General features: G+C 71.0%; 18 protein-coding genes. 8 read left to right on the top strand and 10 right to left on the bottom strand.

All coding sequences use genetic code 11. From position 1 onward, the window contains the following. Positions 1 to 116: 116 nt before the first annotated feature. The gene (locus ACIPJ2_RS04565) at positions 117 to 1,169 is read right to left on the bottom strand and encodes a LacI family DNA-binding transcriptional regulator (protein ID WP_402727749.1); all 1,053 of its coding nucleotides are present in this window, start codon (positions 1,167 to 1,169) and stop codon (positions 117 to 119) included. Between the two features lie 176 nt (positions 1,170 to 1,345). Between ACIPJ2_RS04565 and ACIPJ2_RS04560 the strand changes: the two genes are divergently transcribed. The 3 genes from ACIPJ2_RS04560 to ACIPJ2_RS04550 are packed head-to-tail and all read left to right on the top strand — an operon-like array spanning position 1,346 to position 4,567. Next, positions 1,346 to 2,284, top strand: a complete 939-nt coding sequence (locus tag ACIPJ2_RS04560; protein ID WP_281266515.1) for a carbohydrate ABC transporter permease — start codon at positions 1,346 to 1,348, stop codon at positions 2,282 to 2,284. After that, positions 2,277 to 3,206 carry a carbohydrate ABC transporter permease gene (locus ACIPJ2_RS04555; protein ID WP_402727748.1) on the top strand — a complete coding sequence of 310 codons (930 nt, stop codon included), beginning with the start codon at positions 2,277 to 2,279 and terminating at the stop codon, positions 3,204 to 3,206. The genes ACIPJ2_RS04560 and ACIPJ2_RS04555 overlap by 8 nt, the downstream gene beginning before the upstream one ends. Positions 3,207 to 3,250: 44 nt before the next feature. Continuing rightward, positions 3,251 to 4,567, top strand: coding sequence for an ABC transporter substrate-binding protein (locus ACIPJ2_RS04550; RefSeq protein WP_402727747.1), 1,317 nt, complete (start codon positions 3,251 to 3,253; stop codon positions 4,565 to 4,567). A 105-nt stretch (positions 4,568 to 4,672) separates the two neighbouring features. Here the strand turns inward: ACIPJ2_RS04550 and ACIPJ2_RS04545 are convergent, their stop codons facing one another. Further along, positions 4,673 to 5,905 carry an ATP-binding protein gene (locus ACIPJ2_RS04545; RefSeq protein WP_402727746.1) on the bottom strand — a complete coding sequence of 411 codons (1,233 nt, stop codon included), beginning with the start codon at positions 5,903 to 5,905 and terminating at the stop codon, positions 4,673 to 4,675. 106 nt (positions 5,906 to 6,011) lie between these two features. On the opposite strand from ACIPJ2_RS04545, the gene ACIPJ2_RS04540 reads away from it, so the two are divergent. Further along, positions 6,012 to 7,253 (top strand): MFS transporter, encoded by a 1,242-nt coding sequence (locus tag ACIPJ2_RS04540; protein WP_402727745.1) that lies wholly within the window; start codon positions 6,012 to 6,014, stop codon positions 7,251 to 7,253. Between the two features lie 206 nt (positions 7,254 to 7,459). On the opposite strand, the gene ACIPJ2_RS04535 is transcribed toward ACIPJ2_RS04540, so the two are convergent. Beyond that, positions 7,460 to 8,020, bottom strand: a complete 561-nt coding sequence (locus ACIPJ2_RS04535; protein WP_402727744.1) for a hypothetical protein — start codon at positions 8,018 to 8,020, stop codon at positions 7,460 to 7,462. A 101-nt stretch (positions 8,021 to 8,121) separates the two neighbouring features. On the opposite strand from ACIPJ2_RS04535, the gene ACIPJ2_RS04530 reads away from it, so the two are divergent. After that, positions 8,122 to 8,745, top strand: a complete 624-nt coding sequence (locus ACIPJ2_RS04530) for a TetR/AcrR family transcriptional regulator (protein ID WP_402727743.1) — start codon at positions 8,122 to 8,124, stop codon at positions 8,743 to 8,745. 104 nt (positions 8,746 to 8,849) lie between these two features. On the opposite strand, the gene ACIPJ2_RS04525 is transcribed toward ACIPJ2_RS04530, so the two are convergent. The 7 genes from ACIPJ2_RS04525 to ACIPJ2_RS04495 all read right to left on the bottom strand — a co-directional run bounded on the left by ACIPJ2_RS04525 (position 8,850) and on the right by ACIPJ2_RS04495 (position 15,962). Continuing rightward, a complete protein-coding gene (locus tag ACIPJ2_RS04525) occupies positions 8,850 to 9,485 on the bottom strand; it encodes a pyridoxal 5'-phosphate synthase (RefSeq protein ID WP_402727742.1) in 636 nt (211 codons plus the stop codon). After that, complete coding sequence (locus ACIPJ2_RS04520) at positions 9,482 to 10,270, bottom strand: creatininase family protein (RefSeq protein WP_281266510.1); 789 nt, start codon at positions 10,268 to 10,270, stop codon at positions 9,482 to 9,484. The genes ACIPJ2_RS04525 and ACIPJ2_RS04520 overlap by 4 nt, the downstream gene beginning before the upstream one ends. After that, a complete protein-coding gene (locus ACIPJ2_RS04515) occupies positions 10,267 to 11,628 on the bottom strand; it encodes an FAD-binding oxidoreductase (RefSeq protein WP_402727741.1) in 1,362 nt (453 codons plus the stop codon). The genes ACIPJ2_RS04520 and ACIPJ2_RS04515 overlap by 4 nt, the downstream gene beginning before the upstream one ends. Positions 11,629 to 11,739: 111 nt before the next feature. Continuing rightward, positions 11,740 to 12,933, bottom strand: a complete 1,194-nt coding sequence (locus tag ACIPJ2_RS04510) for an ABC transporter substrate-binding protein (RefSeq protein ID WP_402727740.1) — start codon at positions 12,931 to 12,933, stop codon at positions 11,740 to 11,742. Positions 12,934 to 13,001: 68 nt separating this feature from the next. Then, positions 13,002 to 13,865 (bottom strand): ABC transporter permease, encoded by an 864-nt coding sequence (locus ACIPJ2_RS04505; RefSeq protein ID WP_402727739.1) that lies wholly within the window; start codon positions 13,863 to 13,865, stop codon positions 13,002 to 13,004. After that, positions 13,865 to 14,632 (bottom strand): ABC transporter ATP-binding protein, encoded by a 768-nt coding sequence (locus tag ACIPJ2_RS04500; protein ID WP_402727738.1) that lies wholly within the window; start codon positions 14,630 to 14,632, stop codon positions 13,865 to 13,867. The genes ACIPJ2_RS04505 and ACIPJ2_RS04500 overlap by 1 nt, the downstream gene beginning before the upstream one ends. A 52-nt stretch (positions 14,633 to 14,684) precedes the next feature. Next, positions 14,685 to 15,962, bottom strand: a complete 1,278-nt coding sequence (locus tag ACIPJ2_RS04495) for an amidohydrolase family protein (protein WP_402727737.1) — start codon at positions 15,960 to 15,962, stop codon at positions 14,685 to 14,687. Positions 15,963 to 16,115: 153 nt separating this feature from the next. On the opposite strand from ACIPJ2_RS04495, the gene ACIPJ2_RS04490 reads away from it, so the two are divergent. Genes ACIPJ2_RS04490 through ACIPJ2_RS04480 form a run of 3 tightly spaced genes read left to right on the top strand, consistent with a single transcriptional unit; the run spans position 16,116 to position 19,026 of the window. After that, on the top strand, positions 16,116 to 16,745 hold the full coding sequence (locus ACIPJ2_RS04490) for a cupin domain-containing protein (RefSeq protein WP_402727736.1): 630 nt from the start codon (positions 16,116 to 16,118) through the stop codon (positions 16,743 to 16,745). Next, positions 16,742 to 17,686 carry a PDR/VanB family oxidoreductase gene (locus tag ACIPJ2_RS04485; RefSeq protein ID WP_402727735.1) on the top strand — a complete coding sequence of 315 codons (945 nt, stop codon included), beginning with the start codon at positions 16,742 to 16,744 and terminating at the stop codon, positions 17,684 to 17,686. Before ACIPJ2_RS04490 ends, ACIPJ2_RS04485 begins: the two co-directional genes overlap by 4 nt. 41 nt (positions 17,687 to 17,727) lie before the next feature. After that, positions 17,728 to 19,026 (top strand): amidohydrolase family protein, encoded by a 1,299-nt coding sequence (locus ACIPJ2_RS04480; protein ID WP_402727734.1) that lies wholly within the window; start codon positions 17,728 to 17,730, stop codon positions 19,024 to 19,026. Positions 19,027 to 19,055: the final 29 nt, after the last annotated feature.

The following is a 19,055-nucleotide window of genomic DNA, read 5'->3' as shown; positions in this document are numbered from 1 at the left end:
GAGTGGTGGTCGTGACACGGAGTCCTCCGGTGATCGTCGGTGATCTCGCACGGATTCGGTGCGGAAAGCGCTTACCGCACGCTACACCGATGCACACGCCGAGGGAAGGCCCGTCGTCAGGCGAGTCTGGTGCTCGCCCGGAGGACGACCTCGCCGGCGACCACCGCGGGCACGTCCTCGCCGAGGGCCGCCTGGACGGCGAACTCCCCGATCGTCTCGAGCGGCAGGTGCACGGTCGACAGCGCGGGGACCACGTCAGCCAGCGTGCCGACGTCGTCGAAGCCCGCGACCGCGATGTCCCGCCCCGGTTCGAGCCCGTGGTCGCGGATCGCGGCGAGCGCCCCGACCGCGCTGACGTCGTTGACCGCGAAGACACACCCGGGGCGGACCCCGGCCTCGAGCAGCTGCGTCATCGCGGCGTGGCCACCGTCGCGCGTGAACACCCCGGCGACCACCCGGTCGTCCGCCAGACGGATCCCCCGGCCCGCGAGCCCGTCGACGAAGCCCGTCGCCCGTGCCCTGGCGGTGACGACGTCCGGCTCCCCGGCGAGCACCGCGAAGTCCCGGTGCCCCTCGTCGACGAGCGCCTCGGCGAGCGCAGCCGCTCCCGCGCGGTTCCCGACCACGAGCGGGATGACGGCGGTCGACGACGCGGCACCGTCGTCCGACACCAGGGCGACGACCGAGGCGCCACCGCCACGCAGGAGCTCCACGCCCGCTCCGGCCGCGCTGCTCGTCCCGCGACTCACAGCGAGGACGACCGCGCGCGGCCGGAGTCCCGCGACACTCCGCAACACCGACGCCTCGCGCTCGGCGTCCCCCGCGGTGGAGGTGATCACGAGCACGAGGCCGGCCCGGTCGGCCGCCCGCATCGCGCCCGCGGCGATCTGTGCGAAGTACGGGTCCGTGATCTCACCGACGACGAGCGACACCACCGTCGTCGCCCCACGCGCGACGGCCTGCGCCTGCACGTTGGGCATGTACCGGAGCTCCCGCGCCGCCGCCTCCACCCGCTCGACGTACTCGGGACGCACGCGGCGGGTGCTGCCGTTGAGCGCTCGGGACGCCGTCGCGAGCGAGACGCCGGCCGCGCGGGCGACGTCCTCCAGGGTCGCACTGCTGCGCTCGACCACCTCGACGCTCCGTCCCGGCCGCGCGTTCGCGGACACGGTCACAGCATGCCAGGCATTGCCGTCCACACCGGCCCCGGTAGGCCACCGGCACAATTGCGGAAAGCGCTTGCCAAGGTCCGTTACAACGATTACGGTGGCGCCCAGTCACCGACACCACCATCAAAGGAGATGGGAATCGTGCAACGCAGCAACTCCATGACGGCGAGCTCCCGGTGAGTGCGCTCGGCGAACTCCGTGCACTCCGCGCACGGGACGCCCAGGGGAAACGCATCCCCGCTTCCCGGCGGGACGACAAGGCCGCGGCCGTCTTCCTCGCCCCGTGGCTGATCGGCATGGTCGGGATCACCCTCGGCCCGATCCTCGCCTCGCTCTACCTGTCCTTCACCAACTACAACCTCCTGCAGAACCCGACGTTCACCGGCCTGACCAACATCCAGCGGATGGTCGAGGACACCAACCTCGGCAGCTCGCTCGTGGTGACGCTCGTCTACACGGTGGTCTCCGTCCCGCTGCAGCTCGCGGCCGCCCTCCTCGTCGCCGTGCTGCTCGACCGCGGGATGCGGGGGCTGTCGTTCTACCGGTCGGTCCTCTACCTGCCGTCCCTGCTCGGCGGCAGTGTCGCGATCGCGGTGCTCTGGCGTCTGGTGTTCGGCGGCGACGGACTGCTCAACGCGCTCCTGGCGGTCTTCGGCATCCAGGGACAGTCCTGGATCGGGTCCCCGAACACGGCCCTCGGGACGCTGATCATCCTGCACGTCTGGACCTTCGGGGCGCCGATGGTGATCTTCCTCGCCGGGCTCCGGCAGATCCCCCGGCAGTACTACGAGGCGGCCTCCACCGACGGGGCGACCCGCTGGCGGCAGTTCCGGTCGATCACGCTGCCGCTGCTCAGCCCGATCGTGTTCTTCAACCTGGTGCTCGGGATCATCGGGGCCTTCCAGTCGTTCACGCAGGCCTACGTGATCTCGAACGGCACGGGAGGGCCGACGAACTCGACCCTCTTCATCACGCTCTACCTCTACCAGAAGGCGTTCGGCAGCCTGCAGATGGGATACGCCTCCGCGATCGCGTGGCTCCTCCTGCTCATCGTCGGCGCCGCCACCGCGCTCAACTTCTGGGCCTCGAAGTACTGGGTCTTCTACGATGACTGATCACTCGACCGCGCTGCGTCCAGCACCGGCGACGCCCCCGGCGGACCGCCGACCCGATCCCCGACCCGAGACCGTCCGCGTCGCGAAGGCCCGCGGCTCACGCGCCGGCAGCATCGCCAAGCACACCGTCCTCATCCTGCTGAGCCTCGTGATGCTCTACCCGGTGCTCTGGATGGTGGTGAGTTCGCTCCGCCCCGACGGGCACATCTTCGACGACCCGAGCCTCGTGCTCAACACCTTCGACACCGAGAACTACACGACGGGCTGGAGCGCACTGCAACGCCCGTTCGGCGTGTACCTGGCGAACTCGGCGATCATCGTGATCGGCGCCATCATCGGCAACCTCGTGAGCTGCTCCCTCGCGGCCTACGCGTTCGCCCGGCTGAGCTTCCGGTACAAGCGGCTCGCGTTCGGCGCGATGCTCGTGACGATGATGCTGCCCATCCAGGTGCTCATCATCCCGCAGTACGTCATCTACTCGCAGCTCGGCTGGATCAACACGTTCCTGCCGCTCATCGTGCCGAAGTTCCTCGCCACGGACGGCTTCTTCGTCTTCCTGATGGTCCAGTTCATCCGCGGGATCCCGCGGGAGCTCGACGAGGCCGCGCGCATCGACGGCGCAGGGCACGCACGGATCTTCTTCCAGGTGATCCTGCCGCTCATGAAGCCAGCGCTGGCGACGGCGGCGATCTTCACCTTCATCTGGACGTGGAACGACTTCTTCAGCCAGCTCGTGTTCGTCACCGCACCGGACAAGTACACGGCGTCCGTCGCCCTCCGCCAGTTCATCGACCCGACCGGGCAGTCCGACTTCGGTGCCCTCTTCGCGATGAGCGTCGTCACGCTCGTCCCCGTGTTCCTCGCGTTCCTCTTCGGCCAGCGGTTCCTCCTCAGGGGCATCGCGACCACCGGCGGCAAGTGAACCGCCCCCACCCGATCGATCCACTCACCAGAGCAAGGAAGACCATGCACCTGAGATCCCGCGTCATCGGCGCCGTCGCGATCGCCACCGCCTCCGTCCTCGCCGTCGGCGGCTGCGCCGTCGGCAACTCGAACGACGGTGGAGCCGAGCTGAGCAAGGACCCCGTCACCATCTCCCTGAACTGGTGGGGCGCCGGGGCCCGCGTCACCGCCACCGAAGAGGCGGTGAAGGCCTTCGAGAAGGAGCACCCCAACATCACCGTGAAGACCCAGTCCACCGACTGGGGCAGCTACTGGGACAAGCTCGCCACCACCGTCGCCGGCGGCAGCGCGCCGGACGTCATGCAGTTCGACCAGATCTACGTCGCCTCGTACGCCCAGCGCGGCGCGATCGCCGACCTCGGGCAGTACAGCAAGTACCTCGACACCTCGGACCTCACGAAGAACGTCCGCGACACGGGCCAGTACGACGGCAAGCTCTACGCCGTCCCGATCGGGCTGAACTCGATCGGCGTCGCCGTGAACCGGACCGTCCTCGACGAGTACGGCATCGACATGCCCTCCTCGAAGGGGTGGACGTGGGACGAGATGAACACGGTCGCGAAGGAGGTCACCGAGAAGTCCGGCGGCAAGGTCAAGGGTCTCGACCCGTTCGGCGGCGACACCCCGTCGCTGACGCTCTGGGCCCGCCAGCACGGCGGCGCGGTCTTCGATGACAAGGGCAAGGTCGTCCTGAAGCCGTCCATGCTCGCCGACTACTGGCAGTACGCGCTCGACCAGATCGACGCCGGGGTCACGCCGAGTCCGTCGCAGCTCGCCGAGGGCACGAACGCCGCGCTCGACCAGTCCGACATCGCCACCGGCAAGGTCGCGATGACGTTCATCCCCTCCAACCTGAGCGCGTACCAGGTCGCAGCGCCGTCGCAGAAGCTCGACATGCTCCCGATGCCGGCAGCCGCCGATGCGAAGAAGGGCTGGCAGTACCTCAAGTCCTCGATGTACTGGTCGATCTCGAGCAAGTCGAAGCACCCGGCGGAAGCGGCGGAGCTCATCGACTTCCTGACGACCAGCCCGAAGGTCGGCAAGATCTTCGGCGCCGAGCGCGGCATGCCCGCGAACCCCGCGTTCCAGAAGCAGATCACGCCGGACCTCAGCGGCTCCGACAAGATCGTCATGGACTACGTGAAGCAGGTCACCGCAGAGTCCGGTCCGCCCGCACCGATCACGCCGGTCGGCGCACAGGACGCGGACACGCTGCTGGCCCAGATCTGGCAGAACGTCCAGTTCGGCAAGACCACGCCGAAGGCGGGGGCCGAGCAGTACGTGACGCAGCTGAAGAAGGCCATCCAGGACGCGCAGTAGTCGCGACCGCAGACCGGACGGGAGGCACGGTGCCAGCTGGCACCGTGCCTCCCGTCCGTCACACTGCCGCTGTGGCGTCGCCACTCCCCGCTGCGCGTTTGCCGCTCAGTCGATGCTCGGCCAGTCAGTGGTCATGTACGCCTCGACTGCGCGGTGCTGGAAGCTGTACTTGGACCCACGCTTGATGATCCGCCGGATGGTATCGAGCCGTTGCGCTGTCGGCCCCGCGTCAGTCGCCTTCGCGAAGCCCGCCTCCGCGGCGATGATGCTGAACCGCCGTCGTTCCGCAGGCAGGTCCGCCATCGCCTGGAGGAAGTCCCGCTCGCGCTGCGGGAGCCGCGAGACGATGCGCTCGACGTGTGCTCCTGCCTCACTCTCGGCCCCTCGCCAACCGGCGCGGACTTGCTCCAGGGTGATCGTCTCGCCCGATCCCGCATACCATGCCTTCTCGCCGGCGAGTTGGAAGAGGAACGGCTCTCCTCGACAGAGGTCGACGACGGTGTCGGCCGCGTTCTGTTCCATCCGGACCCTCGCCGTTCCACCTTCCTCGGTGGGGACCTCCCAGCCGTCGAAGACGAACTGGCGAAGGGCTGCGTTCAAGTCCTCGTCGTCGATTCCGGTGAGCGTGGTCGTCTGGAACCGCCGGGCGAACGTCGCGCCCTTGTGCGCTCCTGCTCTGTCCTCGAAATCGGGGAGACCAGTCAGGTACACAGCGAGCGGCAGCGTTCGCTTTGCCACGAGACCGCCGGGCAGCTCGACGTCGTCTTCATGACCGATCGCGTCACCGAGTGCGATGAGGAGCTGCGACAGCACGTTCTCGTTGGTGATGTTCTGCACTTCGTCGATGTGGATCAGCGCGACGCGGTTCTGATGCCGTGCGGTGCGGCCGACCTCCACGAGGATGTCCGCGAGCACGCGGTACGGTTCGGGGCCTTCCCGGTCGCGGAGCGTGAGCGCGAACCCGGACGCTTCGACGGACTCCACTCGTGCGAGCAACTCCCTGATCCGCTTCTCGCGCCGCGCCGCGAGGCCGGCTTGATCGGCGAGGTCGAGGACAGCCGAGGCCACCAGTTTGAGCGGGTCTGCGCCGGACGGAATGCGCAACTGCGGCGTCACCCAGTCGCCGCGCGCTCGAGCGTCGTCCGCGATGCGTCGAACCAGGGAGGATTTCCCCAGTCCAGGCTCTCCGAGGATCGTGCGTCCTCGTTCGGGTAGCCCCGCCATGCGGCGAGGGCGAAGGACGTCCCGCCAGTCGTTGAGCTGCTGCGTGCGTCCCGCCCACACCTCCGGGACGATGTCCGAGCCCGGGCTGAAGGGATTGTCGAGAGCGTTGCGCACGCGATAACTTTATCACCCGTAAGTTTGGCGATAAATTTATCAGCGCGAATCTCGACCGAAGCGACATGCGGGGAATGGAAGTCGGCCTGGGCGCTTTGACCCCTCCATGACATCGTCAGCCCAGCGCCGTGGGTGGCTCAGCGTCCTCTCCGTCGCACTCGGTTCCTTCGTGCTCGTCCTCTCCGAGTTCCTGCCCATCGGGCTCCTCCCCGCGATCGCCGCCGACCTCGACGTCCCGGTCGGGACCGCCGGCCTGATGGTCGTCGCGACCGGACTCGTCGGTGCCGTCGCCGCCCCCGTCGTGACGGTCGCGACCTCGCGCCTCGACCGTCGTGTGGTCCTCGTCGCCCTGACGGTGCTGCTGGTCGTCGCCGACGGCCTGGCGGCCGTCGCGCCCACGTTCGCGGTCCTCCTCGCCGCACGCATGCTGCTCGGGGTCGGGATCGGTGGCTTCTGGGCGATCGGTGCCGGGATCGCCGGGAGGCTCGTCCCGGCCCCGTCGGTCATCCGCGCGACCTCCTTCATCACCGCGGGCGTCTCGGTCGCCACCGTGGTCAGCCTGCCGCTCGGCGCGTTCGTCTCCGCGCTCGGCAGCTGGCGCCTCGGGTTCGTGATCGGCGGCGCGCTCGGGCTGGTCGCGCTGGTGCTCCAGCTGGCGATGCTGCCGAGCATCCCGGCGGTGCAGCGGGTGCGGTTCGCCACGCTCGGCGCACTGCTCCGCGTGCCGAGGGCCCGGGTCGGGCTCATCGGCGCCGCGTTCGTCTTCGCGGCGCAGTTCGCGGCGTACACCTACGTCGCGCCGTACCTGCAGGAGCTCGTCGGCGTCGGGCCGGAGACGATCACCCTCGCGCTCCTGGTGTTCGGCGTGGCCGGCATCGTCGGCAACTTCGTGGCGGGGGTCACGCTGAGCCGGAACGTGCTCGGCACGATCGGGGCGTCCAAGATCGTCCTGGCCGCGGCCGTGATCGCGCTGCCGTTGCTCGCGCACTCGGTCGTCGGGGTGTTCGCCCTGCTCGTCGTCTGGGGCCTCGTGTGGGGCGCACTCCCCCTCGGGATGCAGACATGGATGTCCACCGCGTCACCCGGCGGTTCGGAGACCGGTCTCGCGCTCTTCGTCACCACGATCCAGCTCGCGATCGCCGCGGGATCGGTCCTCGGCGGCGTCGCCGTGACGTCGTTCGGGATCGCCGCGGACTTCTGGTTCGCCGGTGGCATCGCGGTCGTCGGGGCCGTCGTGCTGGTCGGCCTCGGGCTGCGCCGTGGGAACGCGGTGCCGGTGGCGTCCACCGACGACGTCGTCCCCGCGTCGACCGGCCCCGTCCAGACCGTCTGCCCGACCGGGGCCTGACCCGGCCGCACCCGTCGCGCGCGGTCGCCGCCCTCCGCCCGCCGCCCGCCGCCCACCGCCCTCCGCCCGCCGCATCGAGTGCGCGGAAACGGCGAGCAGATCGCCCTCGAGAACCCATCGTCTGCGCACTCGCTCTGCGCGAGCGGGGTGACGACGGACGGGAGGGTCGTGGCGGCGCCGCGACGAGCCTCCAGTCGGCCGTCTGCCTACAGGCTCGCCGCGCGCCGCAGGCGCAGCGCCGAGACGAGGAAGAAGATGCCGCCGAGCACGGCGTAGCCGGCGAGGCTCGTGAGTCCCGTCCCGCCACTCAGGCCCTGCGAGACGAACCCGGCACCGGCGAGCACCGAGATCCCTCCGCTGAGGATCATCGGCCACTGTCCTCCCATGCGGCGACGCGCGACGGCGAGGACGAGCTGGACCGCGCCGGCGGTGATCGCCCACGCGCCCCAGACGACGAGGACCGCCGGCGCGCCCGACACTGCGGCGATGCCGAGGCCGATCGCCGCGAGCAGGCTCAGCACCATGTTCACGACGAGTGCCCGAGCGGGTTTGGTGTCCCGGGACGATCGGTGGTCCCACACCGCAGCGGCGAGGTCGACGACCGGGTAGAGGACGAGCAGCACCACGACGGCCGGGGCGACCACCGGAAGAGCCGCGGCTGTGGCCGCGAGGGCGATCGCCCACAGGACGGCGAAGCCGAAACGGAAGAAGTACAGCCGTCGGAGGGAGGAGGCGACGGTCGAGGTCGCGCGCTCGGTGGTGGTCATGGTGGTCCGTTCGTCGGGGTTCGATGTAGAGTTACTAGTACGTCTACATCGAGGACTCTAGAGTTGGGTCCATCGAGAACGCAAGCCCCGAGGGAGAAGTCGTGACCGCCGGTTCGCCACCAGTCGACGGACGTCGCAGCGCCGTCGCGACGCGGGCGCGGATCCTCGACGCGGCGACCGAGCTCTTCGCCGCCGCGGGCATCCGCGCCACGAGTGCCGATCGGGTCATCGATCGGGTGGGGATCACGAAGGTCACGTTCTACCGGCACTTCCGCACGAAGACGGACCTGGCGGTGGCGTACCTCGAGGCCCAGGCAGACGGCGAGCGCGGGGCCTTCTCGCACGTGACGGACGGGCGTCACGGTCTGGATGCGGCCCGAGCGATCGCATCCCTCATCGGGGAGGCGAGCTGCCTGCCGGGGTTCCGGGGCTGCCCCTTCATCAACGCCGCGGCGGAGACCCCCGACCCCGACGATCCCGTCCGCGCCGTCGTCCGTCGGCACCGGGAGTGGATGCACGGGTTCTTCGCCACGATCGCCGCCGACGCGGGCGCTCCCGACCCGGACGTCACGGCCGGGCAGCTGGTGATGCTCCGCGACGGGGCGATGGTCGGCGGATACCTGGCCGAACCCGACGCGATCGCGGGCGAACTCGACGCTGCGTTCACCGCCGTCCTGGACCGCTCCCGGCAGCCCGCCGCCGCAGAGGAGGAGCGATACAAGTAATCCAGGCAGGAACCTGTTTTGCTTGTACGACAACGCCATGGAACTCGTTCGGGAGCACATCGCCCCGATCTGACCATCGGGCGCCCCGTCCGGTGGTCGGACCGTCAGCCCGGCCAGCGCTCCGAGGTCCACGTGCCGTCCCCGTCCCGTTCGAACGCGAGCCGGTTGCTCGGCGCGTCCGTCGCACCACGCCAGAACAGCATCCGTACCGGCGTGATCGCGTACCCGACCCAGGTGTCGGGCGGACCGAGGACCACGTCCCGGTGCTCCGCGATGAACGCCGCCCAGGTCGCGCGCCGCACGTCGTCCTCCGCAGCGGCGAGCGGGTGGTCGTTGACCCAGGCGAGCACCTGCAGGTAGTGGGTCCGCGCGGCGTAGGCGGCCCGAGCTTCCTGGTCGGTGACCGGCGCGACGTCCCCGGTGACGACGAGCTGCCGCGCGGTCTCCGGCCAGACGATCGTGGCGGTCGCCCTCGGGACCGCCGCGACCTCTGCGGCCTTCCGACTCCTGGAGTCCGTGTGGAAGTGCAGGCGCTCCCCGTCGAACGCGGAGAGCAGCACGGTCCTGGCCGACGGGTAGCCGTCGAGACCGATCGTCGACAGCGTCATCGTCACCGGCGCACCCGTGCCGGTGAGCCACGACGCGGCGAGCGCCAGGGGGTCCGCCGGCGCCGCAGAAGCGGAACCGGAACCGGAACCGGAACCGTCCGCGGTGACCTCGCCCGGCAGCACCGACGTCACCGCCGGACGGCGGGGTCGAACCGTGCGATCTCGTGGAGCGACGCGACCGCCTCGTCGAGCGAGACGTCCCACAGCGCCTTGCCGTACTCCGCCGTCGCGCGGCTCGCGTCCCCGATGACACCCGGCGTCCCGAAGTCGTTCGACAGCCACCCGAAGCTGACCGGGCCGCCGTTGAACCGGATGCGCTCGAACTCGGCGAGGTGGTCCGGCACCCACCGTTCGGCCTTCGTCATGTCGACGAGGTCCGGACGCAGGTGCAGGATCATCGAGGTCTCCGCCGCACCGCCGTGGATCCCGAGCCCGCGCTCGTCGGCGTCCTCGCCACCGGGCCCAGGCACGCGCGCCAGGGTCGGCATCAGGAACGTCTTCAGCCCGAACCGCTTCCGGATCTCGCGCAGGGCGACCTGCAGCAGGGCGACGTTCCCGCCGTGTCCGTTGGCGAACACCAGCGTGCCGGCACCGGTGAGGGCGACGGCGCGGCCGACCTGCACGACGGTGTCGAACATCGTCGCCTCGTCGAGCCACACGGTGCCCGGCGCCCAGCTGTGCTCGTCCGACTTCGTGAACGCCAGGGTCGGGAGCCGCCACACGTCGAGCCCCTCGGTCGCCGCGCGCTCGACGGCCGCGCCGCCGATGTGGTCCGCGAGCAGGAAGTCGGTCAGGAGCGGCAGGTGCGGTCCGTGGTGCTCGACGGCGCCGGTGGGCTGGACGACGATCGTGTCGGGCGTGAACCGTGCCGCGACCTCGGGGCCGGACAGCTCGGCGAGGTTCCTCGTCCCGCTCACTTGCCGAACCCCGGGATGCTCGGCTGCGCCGACGCCGTGGACCCGCCGGACTCGACCAGCGCGGGGTCGATCACGTGCCCGGGGTTCAGCAGTCCGGCGGGGTCGGTGCGCTGCTTGAGCGCGACGAGTTCCTCGACGCCGTGGTCGACGTAGTACTGGTGGGGGCTGTGCACGCGGACGCCGAGGTCGCGGAGTGCCGGGTAGCCGGCGTAGACGTCCTCGGCGCCGGTGTACGGCGCGGTCAGCATGCCGATCGGCCCGATGTGCGCCGCCTCGATGTGCAGCATGGCGCCCGGGTACACCGCCTCGACCTCGGCGATGCGGTCGATCAGCGCCTCGCCGCCGACCTCGACGTGGAACCAGACGGTGTCCGGCGAGTTCCGCTTGAGCCACCAGATCGGGTGGTTGTAGGACAGCATCGAGACCTTGGTGGTCTGCTGGAGGCCCTCGCGGACGTCCTCGACGGTGCCACCCGCTGCCTCGATCAGGTCCCGCGACTCCTCGAGCACGACGGCGTCGATGATCCCGCGCAGGCTCGCCCGGTCGACGGCGATGGCGGGGTCCTTCGGCAGCTTCGCCGCGATCTCGGCTCGGTCGGCACTCACGAGGCGTGGTGCCGGGGTCGTCCCACGGAGCGTGCGGACCGCGGTGAGCGCCTGCTCGAAGGTGGGGAACGTCGCGTACACGGCCCGCCAGTCCTGCAGGGGCTCGAGCCGCACGGTGGCGCGCGCGATGACCCCTGCGGTGCCGTAGGTGTGCACGAACGTCTGCGCTTCGGCACCTTCGACGTGCAGCAGTCCGTCCTCGCCGGGGAGCGCGATGTCGAGCGCGGTGACGAAGCCCTCCCAGTTCGATCCGTGCGAGATCGATCCTGTGCCGCCGGAGCCGCCGGACAGGAAGCCGCCGATCGTCGACTGCGCGGTGGACGGGTACATCCAGAGCTGCTGCCCGGCGGCCGCTGCGGCCTGTTCGAGCGAGACCATCGAGGCGCCGGCCTCTGCCGTGACGTACCCGTCGCCGACCTCGACGACGGCGCGGGCCCGCGAGGTGTCGAGCACCACACCGCCGTGCAGCGGGATGCCCTGGCCGTAGTTGCCGGTTCCCTTGCCCCGCGTGGTGACGGGGACGCCGTGCCGCGCCGCGAGCTGCAGCGCGGCGGCGATCTCGTCGGCGCTCGCGGGGTACGCGACCAGGTCGGCGAGGCCGAGGGGGAGCTGTTCGGTGAGGATCGGGCTCATCGTCGCCTCGTCCACGGACGCGCGTTCGCGCGTCCGCTGGTCGGTGCTGACGCCGCGGTCGCCGAGCAGGTCGACGAGCGCGACCCGCAGGGTGTCGAGGGATTCCTGGGTGGCGGGCATTGGGGGCTCCTGTGGGGTGGTCGGACGGGAGGCTCGGTGACGGTCCGGCACCGAGCCTCCAGAACGGTGGTTGGGGCCGACGGCCGCGATGGCGGCCGGCCCCGTGGCCGGCTAGAAGCCGAAGCCGATCTTGTCGTCGAGGAACTTGTTCGTGGAGAGGTCGTCGGCCGTGAGGTCGGCCTTCACGTGTCCGCCGGATGCGTCGAAGATCGGCTTCGCCTTCGCGATGAAGTCCGTCATCCGGTCGGCGTCCATGTCGCCGACGTAGGCGTTGTCGCCGTCGGTCGCGACCTTCAGCTTCTTCATCTGCTTGACGGCGAACGCGCCGACCTGGGCGTCGTAGGTCCAGCCGTTGTTGTACTGCTGGACGAGCTGGTCGATCAGGTCGTTCGTCGGCGTCGGGTCCTTGAAGTAGTCGACGTCGGCCTGCTGCATCACCGGCACGAGCTTCTCGAGGCACGGGCTCAGCTTCTCGAGGTCACCGCTGCGGACCGACATGGTCTCGGGGTACGGGTTCCACCCGGTGCTGGAGATGAGCGAGTAGTCCACCTTCTTGCCCCAGGCGGCGACCTCGTTCTGGTAGATGTACGGCTCGGCGGTGGCGAAGCCCTGCTGGGCGTCCTTGCCGCCGGCCGAGACGAACTTCGACGGCGTGCCGTCGTAGCTGCCGTCGAGGACGCTCTTCGGCAGGTTGCCCGACTGCTCGAGGTAGGTCATGTACGCGGCGCCGCTGAAGTAGCGCACGACGCCGTCGTTCTTCTCGAGCGCCTTGCCGAGCGACTTGATCGAGTCGACGTCCTTGTACTTCGACGGGTCCCACATGAGCACCATCGGCGACTGGTCGTTCTCGGCGAACACCGCGGTGGTCGGCAGGTTGTCGGAGAACTGCACGGCCTCGTCGGTGGAGACGTAGCCGAGGGTGATGTCCTTGTCCTGGTACATCTGCGAACTGACGGTCGAGTAGCCGATCGCCGGGCCGCCTGCACGGACCTCGAGCTGCACGCCGGTCGACTTGCCGTTGGCGTACAGGTCGCCGGTGACGGACTTGCCGCTCGCGTCGATCTTCGGGTTCGGTCCGAGCATCTGGTACACGTGGCCGTGGTCGGCCTCGGGGTTCCAGTCGGTCTGGACGACGACGGTCGCCGGGCAGACGTCCGACAGGTCGACGGCAGGGCCGCTCGCCGTGGATGCGGTCGACGTGCTGTCGCCGGTCGCGGCGCCGGATCCGCTCGCACAGCCGGTGAGGGCGATCGCGGTGACGCCGAGGGCGGCGGTCGCGATGCCGAGGCGGGTCTTGATGCGCATGGGTGCTCCGTTCGTGGTGCTGTTCACGTGGTGCGTCGGGATGATGGGAGGGATGGTCGGGGGGGGGCTCAGCCGAAGTCGTGCCAGCGCCCGACGGCGAGGCGACCGATCAGGCCGAAGAGCAGGAAGACGGCGACGCCGTAGAGCGAGGCGATGATGATGGTCGCGTAGAGCTCCGGGCCCATCAAGCGTGAGGCGGTGACCTGGATGAGGACGCCGAGCCCGGGGTTGCCGCGCTGGAAGAACTGGTCGCCGACGATCGCGCCGATGACGGACAGCCCAGCGGAGGTCCGCAGGCCGACGAAGATCGACGGCAGCGCGGCGGGGACCTGGAGCTTCACGAGCTGCGCACCGCGCCCGGCCCGCTGCAGCTGGAAGAGCTCGCGTTGCGCCCGGTCGGCGGACTGCAGTCCGAAGAGCGTGTTGGAGACCATCGGGAACAGGGCGATCATCACCGTGACGATGACCCGGCTGGTGAACTCGTAGCCGAACAGGGCGCCGATGAGCGGCACCAGCGCCAGGATCGGCACGCACTGCAGGACGACGGCGTACGGGTAGAGCGAGTTCTCGAGCCACTTCGCCTGCGCCATCAGCATCGCCCAGACGACACCGATCACGATCGCGAACGCGAGGCCGGTCAGCGACACGACCGACGTGCGACCGAGCGCCTTCCACAGGTCGCTGTCGAACGTCGTGGGGGCACCGTTCACGCCGGTGTCCCAGACGATCGCCTTGAGCACGAGGTGCGGGTACGGCACCAGGAACGCGAGGTTCCTGACGTGGTCGTAGTAGGCGGCTGCCGCGTACCAGACGCCGATCAGGACGGCGAAGACCACGACCGGCTGCCACCACGTGACGGCGCGACGCGGTCGGGAGCGGCGGGTGGCGAGTCTCGCCGCCCTGGCCTCGGTGGCCTGCTGCAGGGTCGTCATCAGCGGTGCCCCTCTCGGAGTGCGTGGGAGACCTCGCCGACCAGTTCGGCGAACTCGGGGGTGAACCGGATGTCGGGGTCGCGTGGCATCGGGAACGGGACGTCGAAGCGGCCGACGATGCTGCCCGGGCGACCGGACATCACGATGACCTTGGTGGACAGGTACACGGCCTCGGACACCGAGTGCGTGATGAACAACCCCGCGAAGCGCTGCGCGACGAAGAGCCGGAGGAGCTCGTCGTTGAGGCGCTCGCGGGTGATCTCGTCGAGGGCGCCGAACGGCTCGTCGAACAGGAACAGCTGCGGGTCGAGGGTGAGCGACCTGGCGAGCGAGACGCGCATCCGCATGCCGCCGGAGAGCTGCTTCGGCAGGTTCGACTCGAAGCCGTTGAGCCCGACGAGGTCGATCGCCCGTCGTGCCTTCTCGGCCCGGTCGGCCTTCGGTGCGTGCTGCAGCTCGGCGAGCAGCTCGACGTTGCCCTGCACCGAACGCCACGGCAGCAGCGTGGCGTCCTGGAAGACGTAGCCGATCCGGTCCGCGGTGACCTGGGCGGTCCCGTCCGAGGCGGTCTCGAGGCCGGAGGCGATGCGGAGCAGGGTCGACTTGCCGCAGCCGGAGGGGCCGACGACGGAGACGAACTCGCCGCGGTCCACGGTGAGGTCGACTCCCTGCAGGGCGACGGTGCCGTTCGGGAACGTCATCTCGACGTCGCCGAAGTCGAGCAGCGTGTCCGTCGACGTGACGGGCGCTGGTGCGGTGGTGGTCACGTGTACCTCGTTTCGGTGGGGTGGGGCGGGCGGGTCGTGCCGGGGAGCCCGGTCAGGGGACGAGTTCGGGGGCGACGGGCGCTGCGAGCGCGGGTGCAGCGACGCTGCGGCGGACCTCGGTGACGGCGACGAGTCGGCCGTGCGCGACGACCACCCGGTCGGCGGGGGCGTTCGCCACGGCGTCGACGACGCTCGTCGCGTCCACCGCGACGAGGTCCGCGCGTGCTCCTGGCGCGACGCCGGCGACCGGCAGGCCCATCACGCTGCGAGCGCCGTCGCTGACGAGCGCGTACGCCTCGTCCGGCGTCAGGTGCCCGGCAGTGACCAGGAGCGATGCCGTCTCGAACGCGTCGGACCGGCCGACGGGGTTGAACGGGTCGCGGACGTTGTCCGCGCCGGCGGCGACGCGGACGCCGGCGTCGAGCAGGGCGCGCAGGGCGGTGAGTCCGCGGGGCGTCGACACCGGGTGCTGCCAGCCCTGCAGGTACAGGTTCGTGATCGGGAGGGAGATCACCCCGATGTCGGCGGCGAGCACGTCCGCGACGACCTCGGCGAGACGGCCGGGTTCGAGCGTGCCGAGCCGGACGCAGTGCCCAGCGGAGTACTGCCGGTCGCGGGGCCAGTCGCGCACGATCTGCGCGTACCGGTCGAGGGTGACGGGGCCGTCCAGGCTCTCGTCCGCGTGCAGGTCGACGCCGAGGCCCCGCCGCTCGGCGATGGCGAGGAGCCGCACGAGGTCGGCCTCCGGGTCGTCGGCGAGGTGCGGGGCGCCACCGACCAGGTCGACGCCGAGGTCGAGGACCGCCTCGACGTGCTCGTCCGGCGCGTGGTGTCCGGCGAGCGCGACGAGCTCCAGGTCGACGAGCCCGGCGAGCTCGCGGCGGACCTGCACGAGCGCGCGCGCACCACGGGTGGCCGCCTGCACGTCGGCGGTCCCGCGGGCGCTCAACACGTCGACGTGGGTCCGGATGGAGGTCGTCCCGGCAGCGAGCATCGCGAGGGCCTGCGTCCGTGCCCGATCCGCGATGTCGGCCACGGTCATGTCGTCGGCGTGGTCGACCCACGCCTCGATCGCGGACCCGAGGTCGCCGAGCGGCGGCTGGATGCGGTCGAAGCTCAGGGCCTTGTCGAGGTGCGCGTGCGGTTCGGCGGGCGCGGTGAGCAGGAGCCGGCCCTGCAGGTCGAACGTCGCCGCTGCGTCGGCGGTGAGGGAGCCGGGCGCAGCGACCTCGACGACGGTCTCGCCGTCGATCCGGACGTCGACGGTGCGCCCGTCCGGCAGTGTCGCTCCGCGCAGCAGGGCAAGTGCGTTCGGCAGGGATGACCGCATCGGAACGCCCTCTCGATCGTGTGTCAGAATGTTGATCGCATCAACATTGGTGATGCTATGAGGACCACGTTTCCCACGTATTTCGCGGCGGTTGCCATGTGTGACGGTCGTGCCCCGGTGAAACCCCGCCCGTGACCGACCGACGGAGGAACAGTGCCCACCGACCTCATCGAGCCCGGCTCGACGAACACCCGCGTCGTCGACGAGCAGGCGCTCCGCACCGGCGAGCACATCCGCGCGCTGCGCCGGTCGCACGGCCAGACCCTCGTCCAGCTCGCCAAACGCACCGGACTGTCGCACCCGTTCCTCAGCCAGCTCGAACGCGGGCACTCCCGCGCCAGCATGGTCTCGCTCGAGAAGATCGCGATCGCGTTGGGCACGAGCCAGGTCGAGCTGCTCGCGGCCGGGGACGCGCAGCACCGCGAACCCGACGACCGCTCCCCCGACGTCCTGCGTGCCGCCGACGGTGCCCGCGGTCCGTTCTCGAAGGGCGAGGCGCGCCTGCTCGTGCACGGTGGCCGGCACGCGTTCGAACCGCTCGAGTTCACCGGCATGAACACCGACCCCGGCGAGTACTACGAGCACCGCGAGGACGAGTTCCTCTACGTGCTGTCCGGCTCGCTGCTCCTCGACCTCGGCAGCTCCGGCGTGCAGCACCTGGAACCGGGCGACTCCGCGTACTACCGCGGCGGCACACCGCACCGGTGGTGCAGCCCGGACGGCGGCCGGTTCCAGCTCGTCGTGGTCAAGCAGAGCCCGTTCGGCGGGGAGGGCGGCGCATGAGCGCTCGGTTCCCCCTCCGGATCGCCGCCCGCCGGACCGTCGCGGCGGACGTCGTCGCGATCGACCTCGCCGCTGTCGGCCCCGAGCCGCTCCCCACCTGGCAGCCGGGCGCACACCTCGACGTCGAGGTCGCACCCGGCGTCGAGCGGCAGTACTCGCTCGTCACCACCACGGACGACGGGCACTGGCGGGTGGCCGTCCTCCGCGAGCACGGCGGCCGCGGTGGCTCGGTGGCCGTCCACGACACGCTCGAGGTCGGGAGCACCGTGACGGTCGGCGGCCCGCGCAACCACTTCGCCTTCGATCCCGATCGACCCGCGGTGTTCGTCGCCGGCGGCATCGGCATCACCCCGATCGCCGCGATGATCGCCGAGGCCGAGCTCCGTGGGACCCCGTGGGAGCTGCACTACGCGGGTCGCCGGCGGGACGCGATGGCCTTCGCCGAGGACCTCGTGGCCGACCACCCGGGCCGGGTGTCGCTCGCCGTCGCCGACGAGGGCACACGACTCGACGTCGAGGCACTGCTCGCCGCGCCACGTGACGCGGTCGTGTACTGCTGCGGCCCGAAGCGCCTGATGGACGCGGTCGAGGCGGCGGCGGCGCACTGGCCGGACGGCAGCGTCCGGGTCGAACGGTTCGAGGCCTCCGACGCCGCCACGCTCCCCGGCACGGAGTTCGAGACCGAGCTGGCCGTGTCCGGGATGACCCTGACCGTGCCGGCGGACCGCACGCTGCTCGAGGTCGCCGAGGACGCCGGGGTGTTCGTCCTGTCGTCCTGCCGCGAGGGCACGTGCGGCACCTGCGAGACGCCGGTGCTCGAGGGCTCGGTCGACCACCGCGACGCCGTGCTGAGCGCCGCGGAACAGGCCGGCGACCACACCATGATGATCTGCGTGTCCCGCGCGGCACGGGGCTGCCCGCGCCTGGTCCTCGACCTCTAGCCCGAAACCGCCCCGAAACGCACCGCTGCTAGAACCGGTCCATGCTCACCGTCTCCGGCGCACTCCGCGTCCTCGTCGACCCCAGGACCGAGCGGCACGGGGACGTCCTCGTCGACGACGGCTCGCCGGACCGCGCGACCCTCGACGCCTCCGGCTGCGTCGTCACCCCCGGCCTCGTCAACGCCCACCACCACCTGCTGCAGACGGCCTTCCGGACCCTCCCGGGCACGCGTGGCGTGCCCATGTCGGCGTGGCTGCCGACGATGGCCGATGCGTACGGCCGGGTCGGCCACGATCCCGAGCTCTACGGACTCGCCGCGACCGTCGGAGCCGCGGAGGGCCTCCTGTCCGGGGTCACCACGATCGCCGACCACCACCTGAACTGGCCGGCCGCGGCGTCCGCGGACGACACGGTCGCGCTGGCGGCCGCGACGGCCGGGGCGGTCCGAGCGCTCGGTGGCCGCCTGGCGTTCGTCCGCGGCTCCGCGCGGGACGACCCGGACCGCGCGGCCGCGTCGGCCGAGGCGATCGTGACCGGTCTGCTCCACCCCGACGCCGTCGGCGGTGTCGACCCCGACGGTCTGCTCCAGGTCGCGGTCGGACCGGCGGGCGTGCACTCCGACGGCGAGGCGACGTTCCGGGCGCTCGGCGACGTGGCCGCACGCCACGGGCTCCGCCGCCGGACGCAGGCGAACGAGCAGGTCGACACCGCCATCGCACTCGAGCGGTACGGCCGACGGCCGATCGACCTGCTCGAGGACTGGGGCTGGCTCGCGCCGGACGTGACCATCGCGCACCTGTGCGACGTGACCGACGACGAGATCGCCCGGCTCGCCGCCGCCGGCGTGACCGCGACGCACGCGCCGGGGTGCGACGTGCCGATGGGGTGGGGCATCGCCCCGGTCGCACGGCTCACGGACGCCGGGATCATGGTCGGACTCGGGACGAGCGGTGGCGGCAGCAACGACGCCGGGCACCTGCTCGCGGACGCCCGGCTCGCGATGCAGGTGTCGGCACTGGTCGGACCGCAGCTTCCGGCCCGGCAGGTGCTCGGGATGGCGACGGAGGGCTCCGCCGTCGGCCTCGGACGACCGGAACTCGGCCACCTCGGTGCCGGTTCCGCCGGGGACCTGTGCGTGTGGGACGTGTCCGGGGTCGCCGACGCCGGTGTCGACGACCCGGTGGCCGGCCTGCTATGGGCGTCACCGGGGCGCCGGCCCCGGCACGTCGTCGTCGGTGGGCGCGTGGTGGTCAGGGACTTCGCGCTCGTGGCCGCCGACGAGCGCGAGCTCGCGACCCGGCTGCGGGACCGGTTGGCACGGACGCCGGTCACGACGTGACGGACGGGAGGCTCGTGGCGGTGCCGCCA

Source organism: Curtobacterium sp. NPDC090217 (genome assembly GCF_044746705.1).
Taxonomy (GTDB): domain Bacteria; phylum Actinomycetota; class Actinomycetes; order Actinomycetales; family Microbacteriaceae; genus Curtobacterium.
This window is presented reverse-complemented; position numbering and strand designations above follow the sequence as displayed.

What these genes read in the sequence shown, in the direction of transcription:
- ACIPJ2_RS04555 (WP_402727748.1), top strand. Translation starts at nt 2,277, where the DNA reads ATGACTGATCACTCGACCGCGCTGCGTCCAGCACCGGCGACGCCCCCG.
- ACIPJ2_RS04550 (WP_402727747.1), top strand. Translation starts at nt 3,251, where the DNA reads ATGCACCTGAGATCCCGCGTCATCGGCGCCGTCGCGATCGCCACCGCC.
- ACIPJ2_RS04540 (WP_402727745.1), top strand. Translation starts at nt 6,012, where the DNA reads ATGACATCGTCAGCCCAGCGCCGTGGGTGGCTCAGCGTCCTCTCCGTC.
- ACIPJ2_RS04535 (WP_402727744.1), bottom strand. Translation starts at nt 8,020, where the DNA reads ATGACCACCACCGAGCGCGCGACCTCGACCGTCGCCTCCTCCCTCCGA.
- ACIPJ2_RS04515 (WP_402727741.1), bottom strand. Translation starts at nt 11,628, where the DNA reads ATGCCCGCCACCCAGGAATCCCTCGACACCCTGCGGGTCGCGCTCGTC.
- ACIPJ2_RS04510 (WP_402727740.1), bottom strand. Translation starts at nt 12,933, where the DNA reads ATGCGCATCAAGACCCGCCTCGGCATCGCGACCGCCGCCCTCGGCGTC.
- ACIPJ2_RS04505 (WP_402727739.1), bottom strand. Translation starts at nt 13,865, where the DNA reads ATGACGACCCTGCAGCAGGCCACCGAGGCCAGGGCGGCGAGACTCGCC.
- ACIPJ2_RS04495 (WP_402727737.1), bottom strand. Translation starts at nt 15,962, where the DNA reads ATGCGGTCATCCCTGCCGAACGCACTTGCCCTGCTGCGCGGAGCGACA.
- ACIPJ2_RS04485 (WP_402727735.1), top strand. Translation starts at nt 16,742, where the DNA reads ATGAGCGCTCGGTTCCCCCTCCGGATCGCCGCCCGCCGGACCGTCGCG.
- ACIPJ2_RS04480 (WP_402727734.1), top strand. Translation starts at nt 17,728, where the DNA reads ATGCTCACCGTCTCCGGCGCACTCCGCGTCCTCGTCGACCCCAGGACC.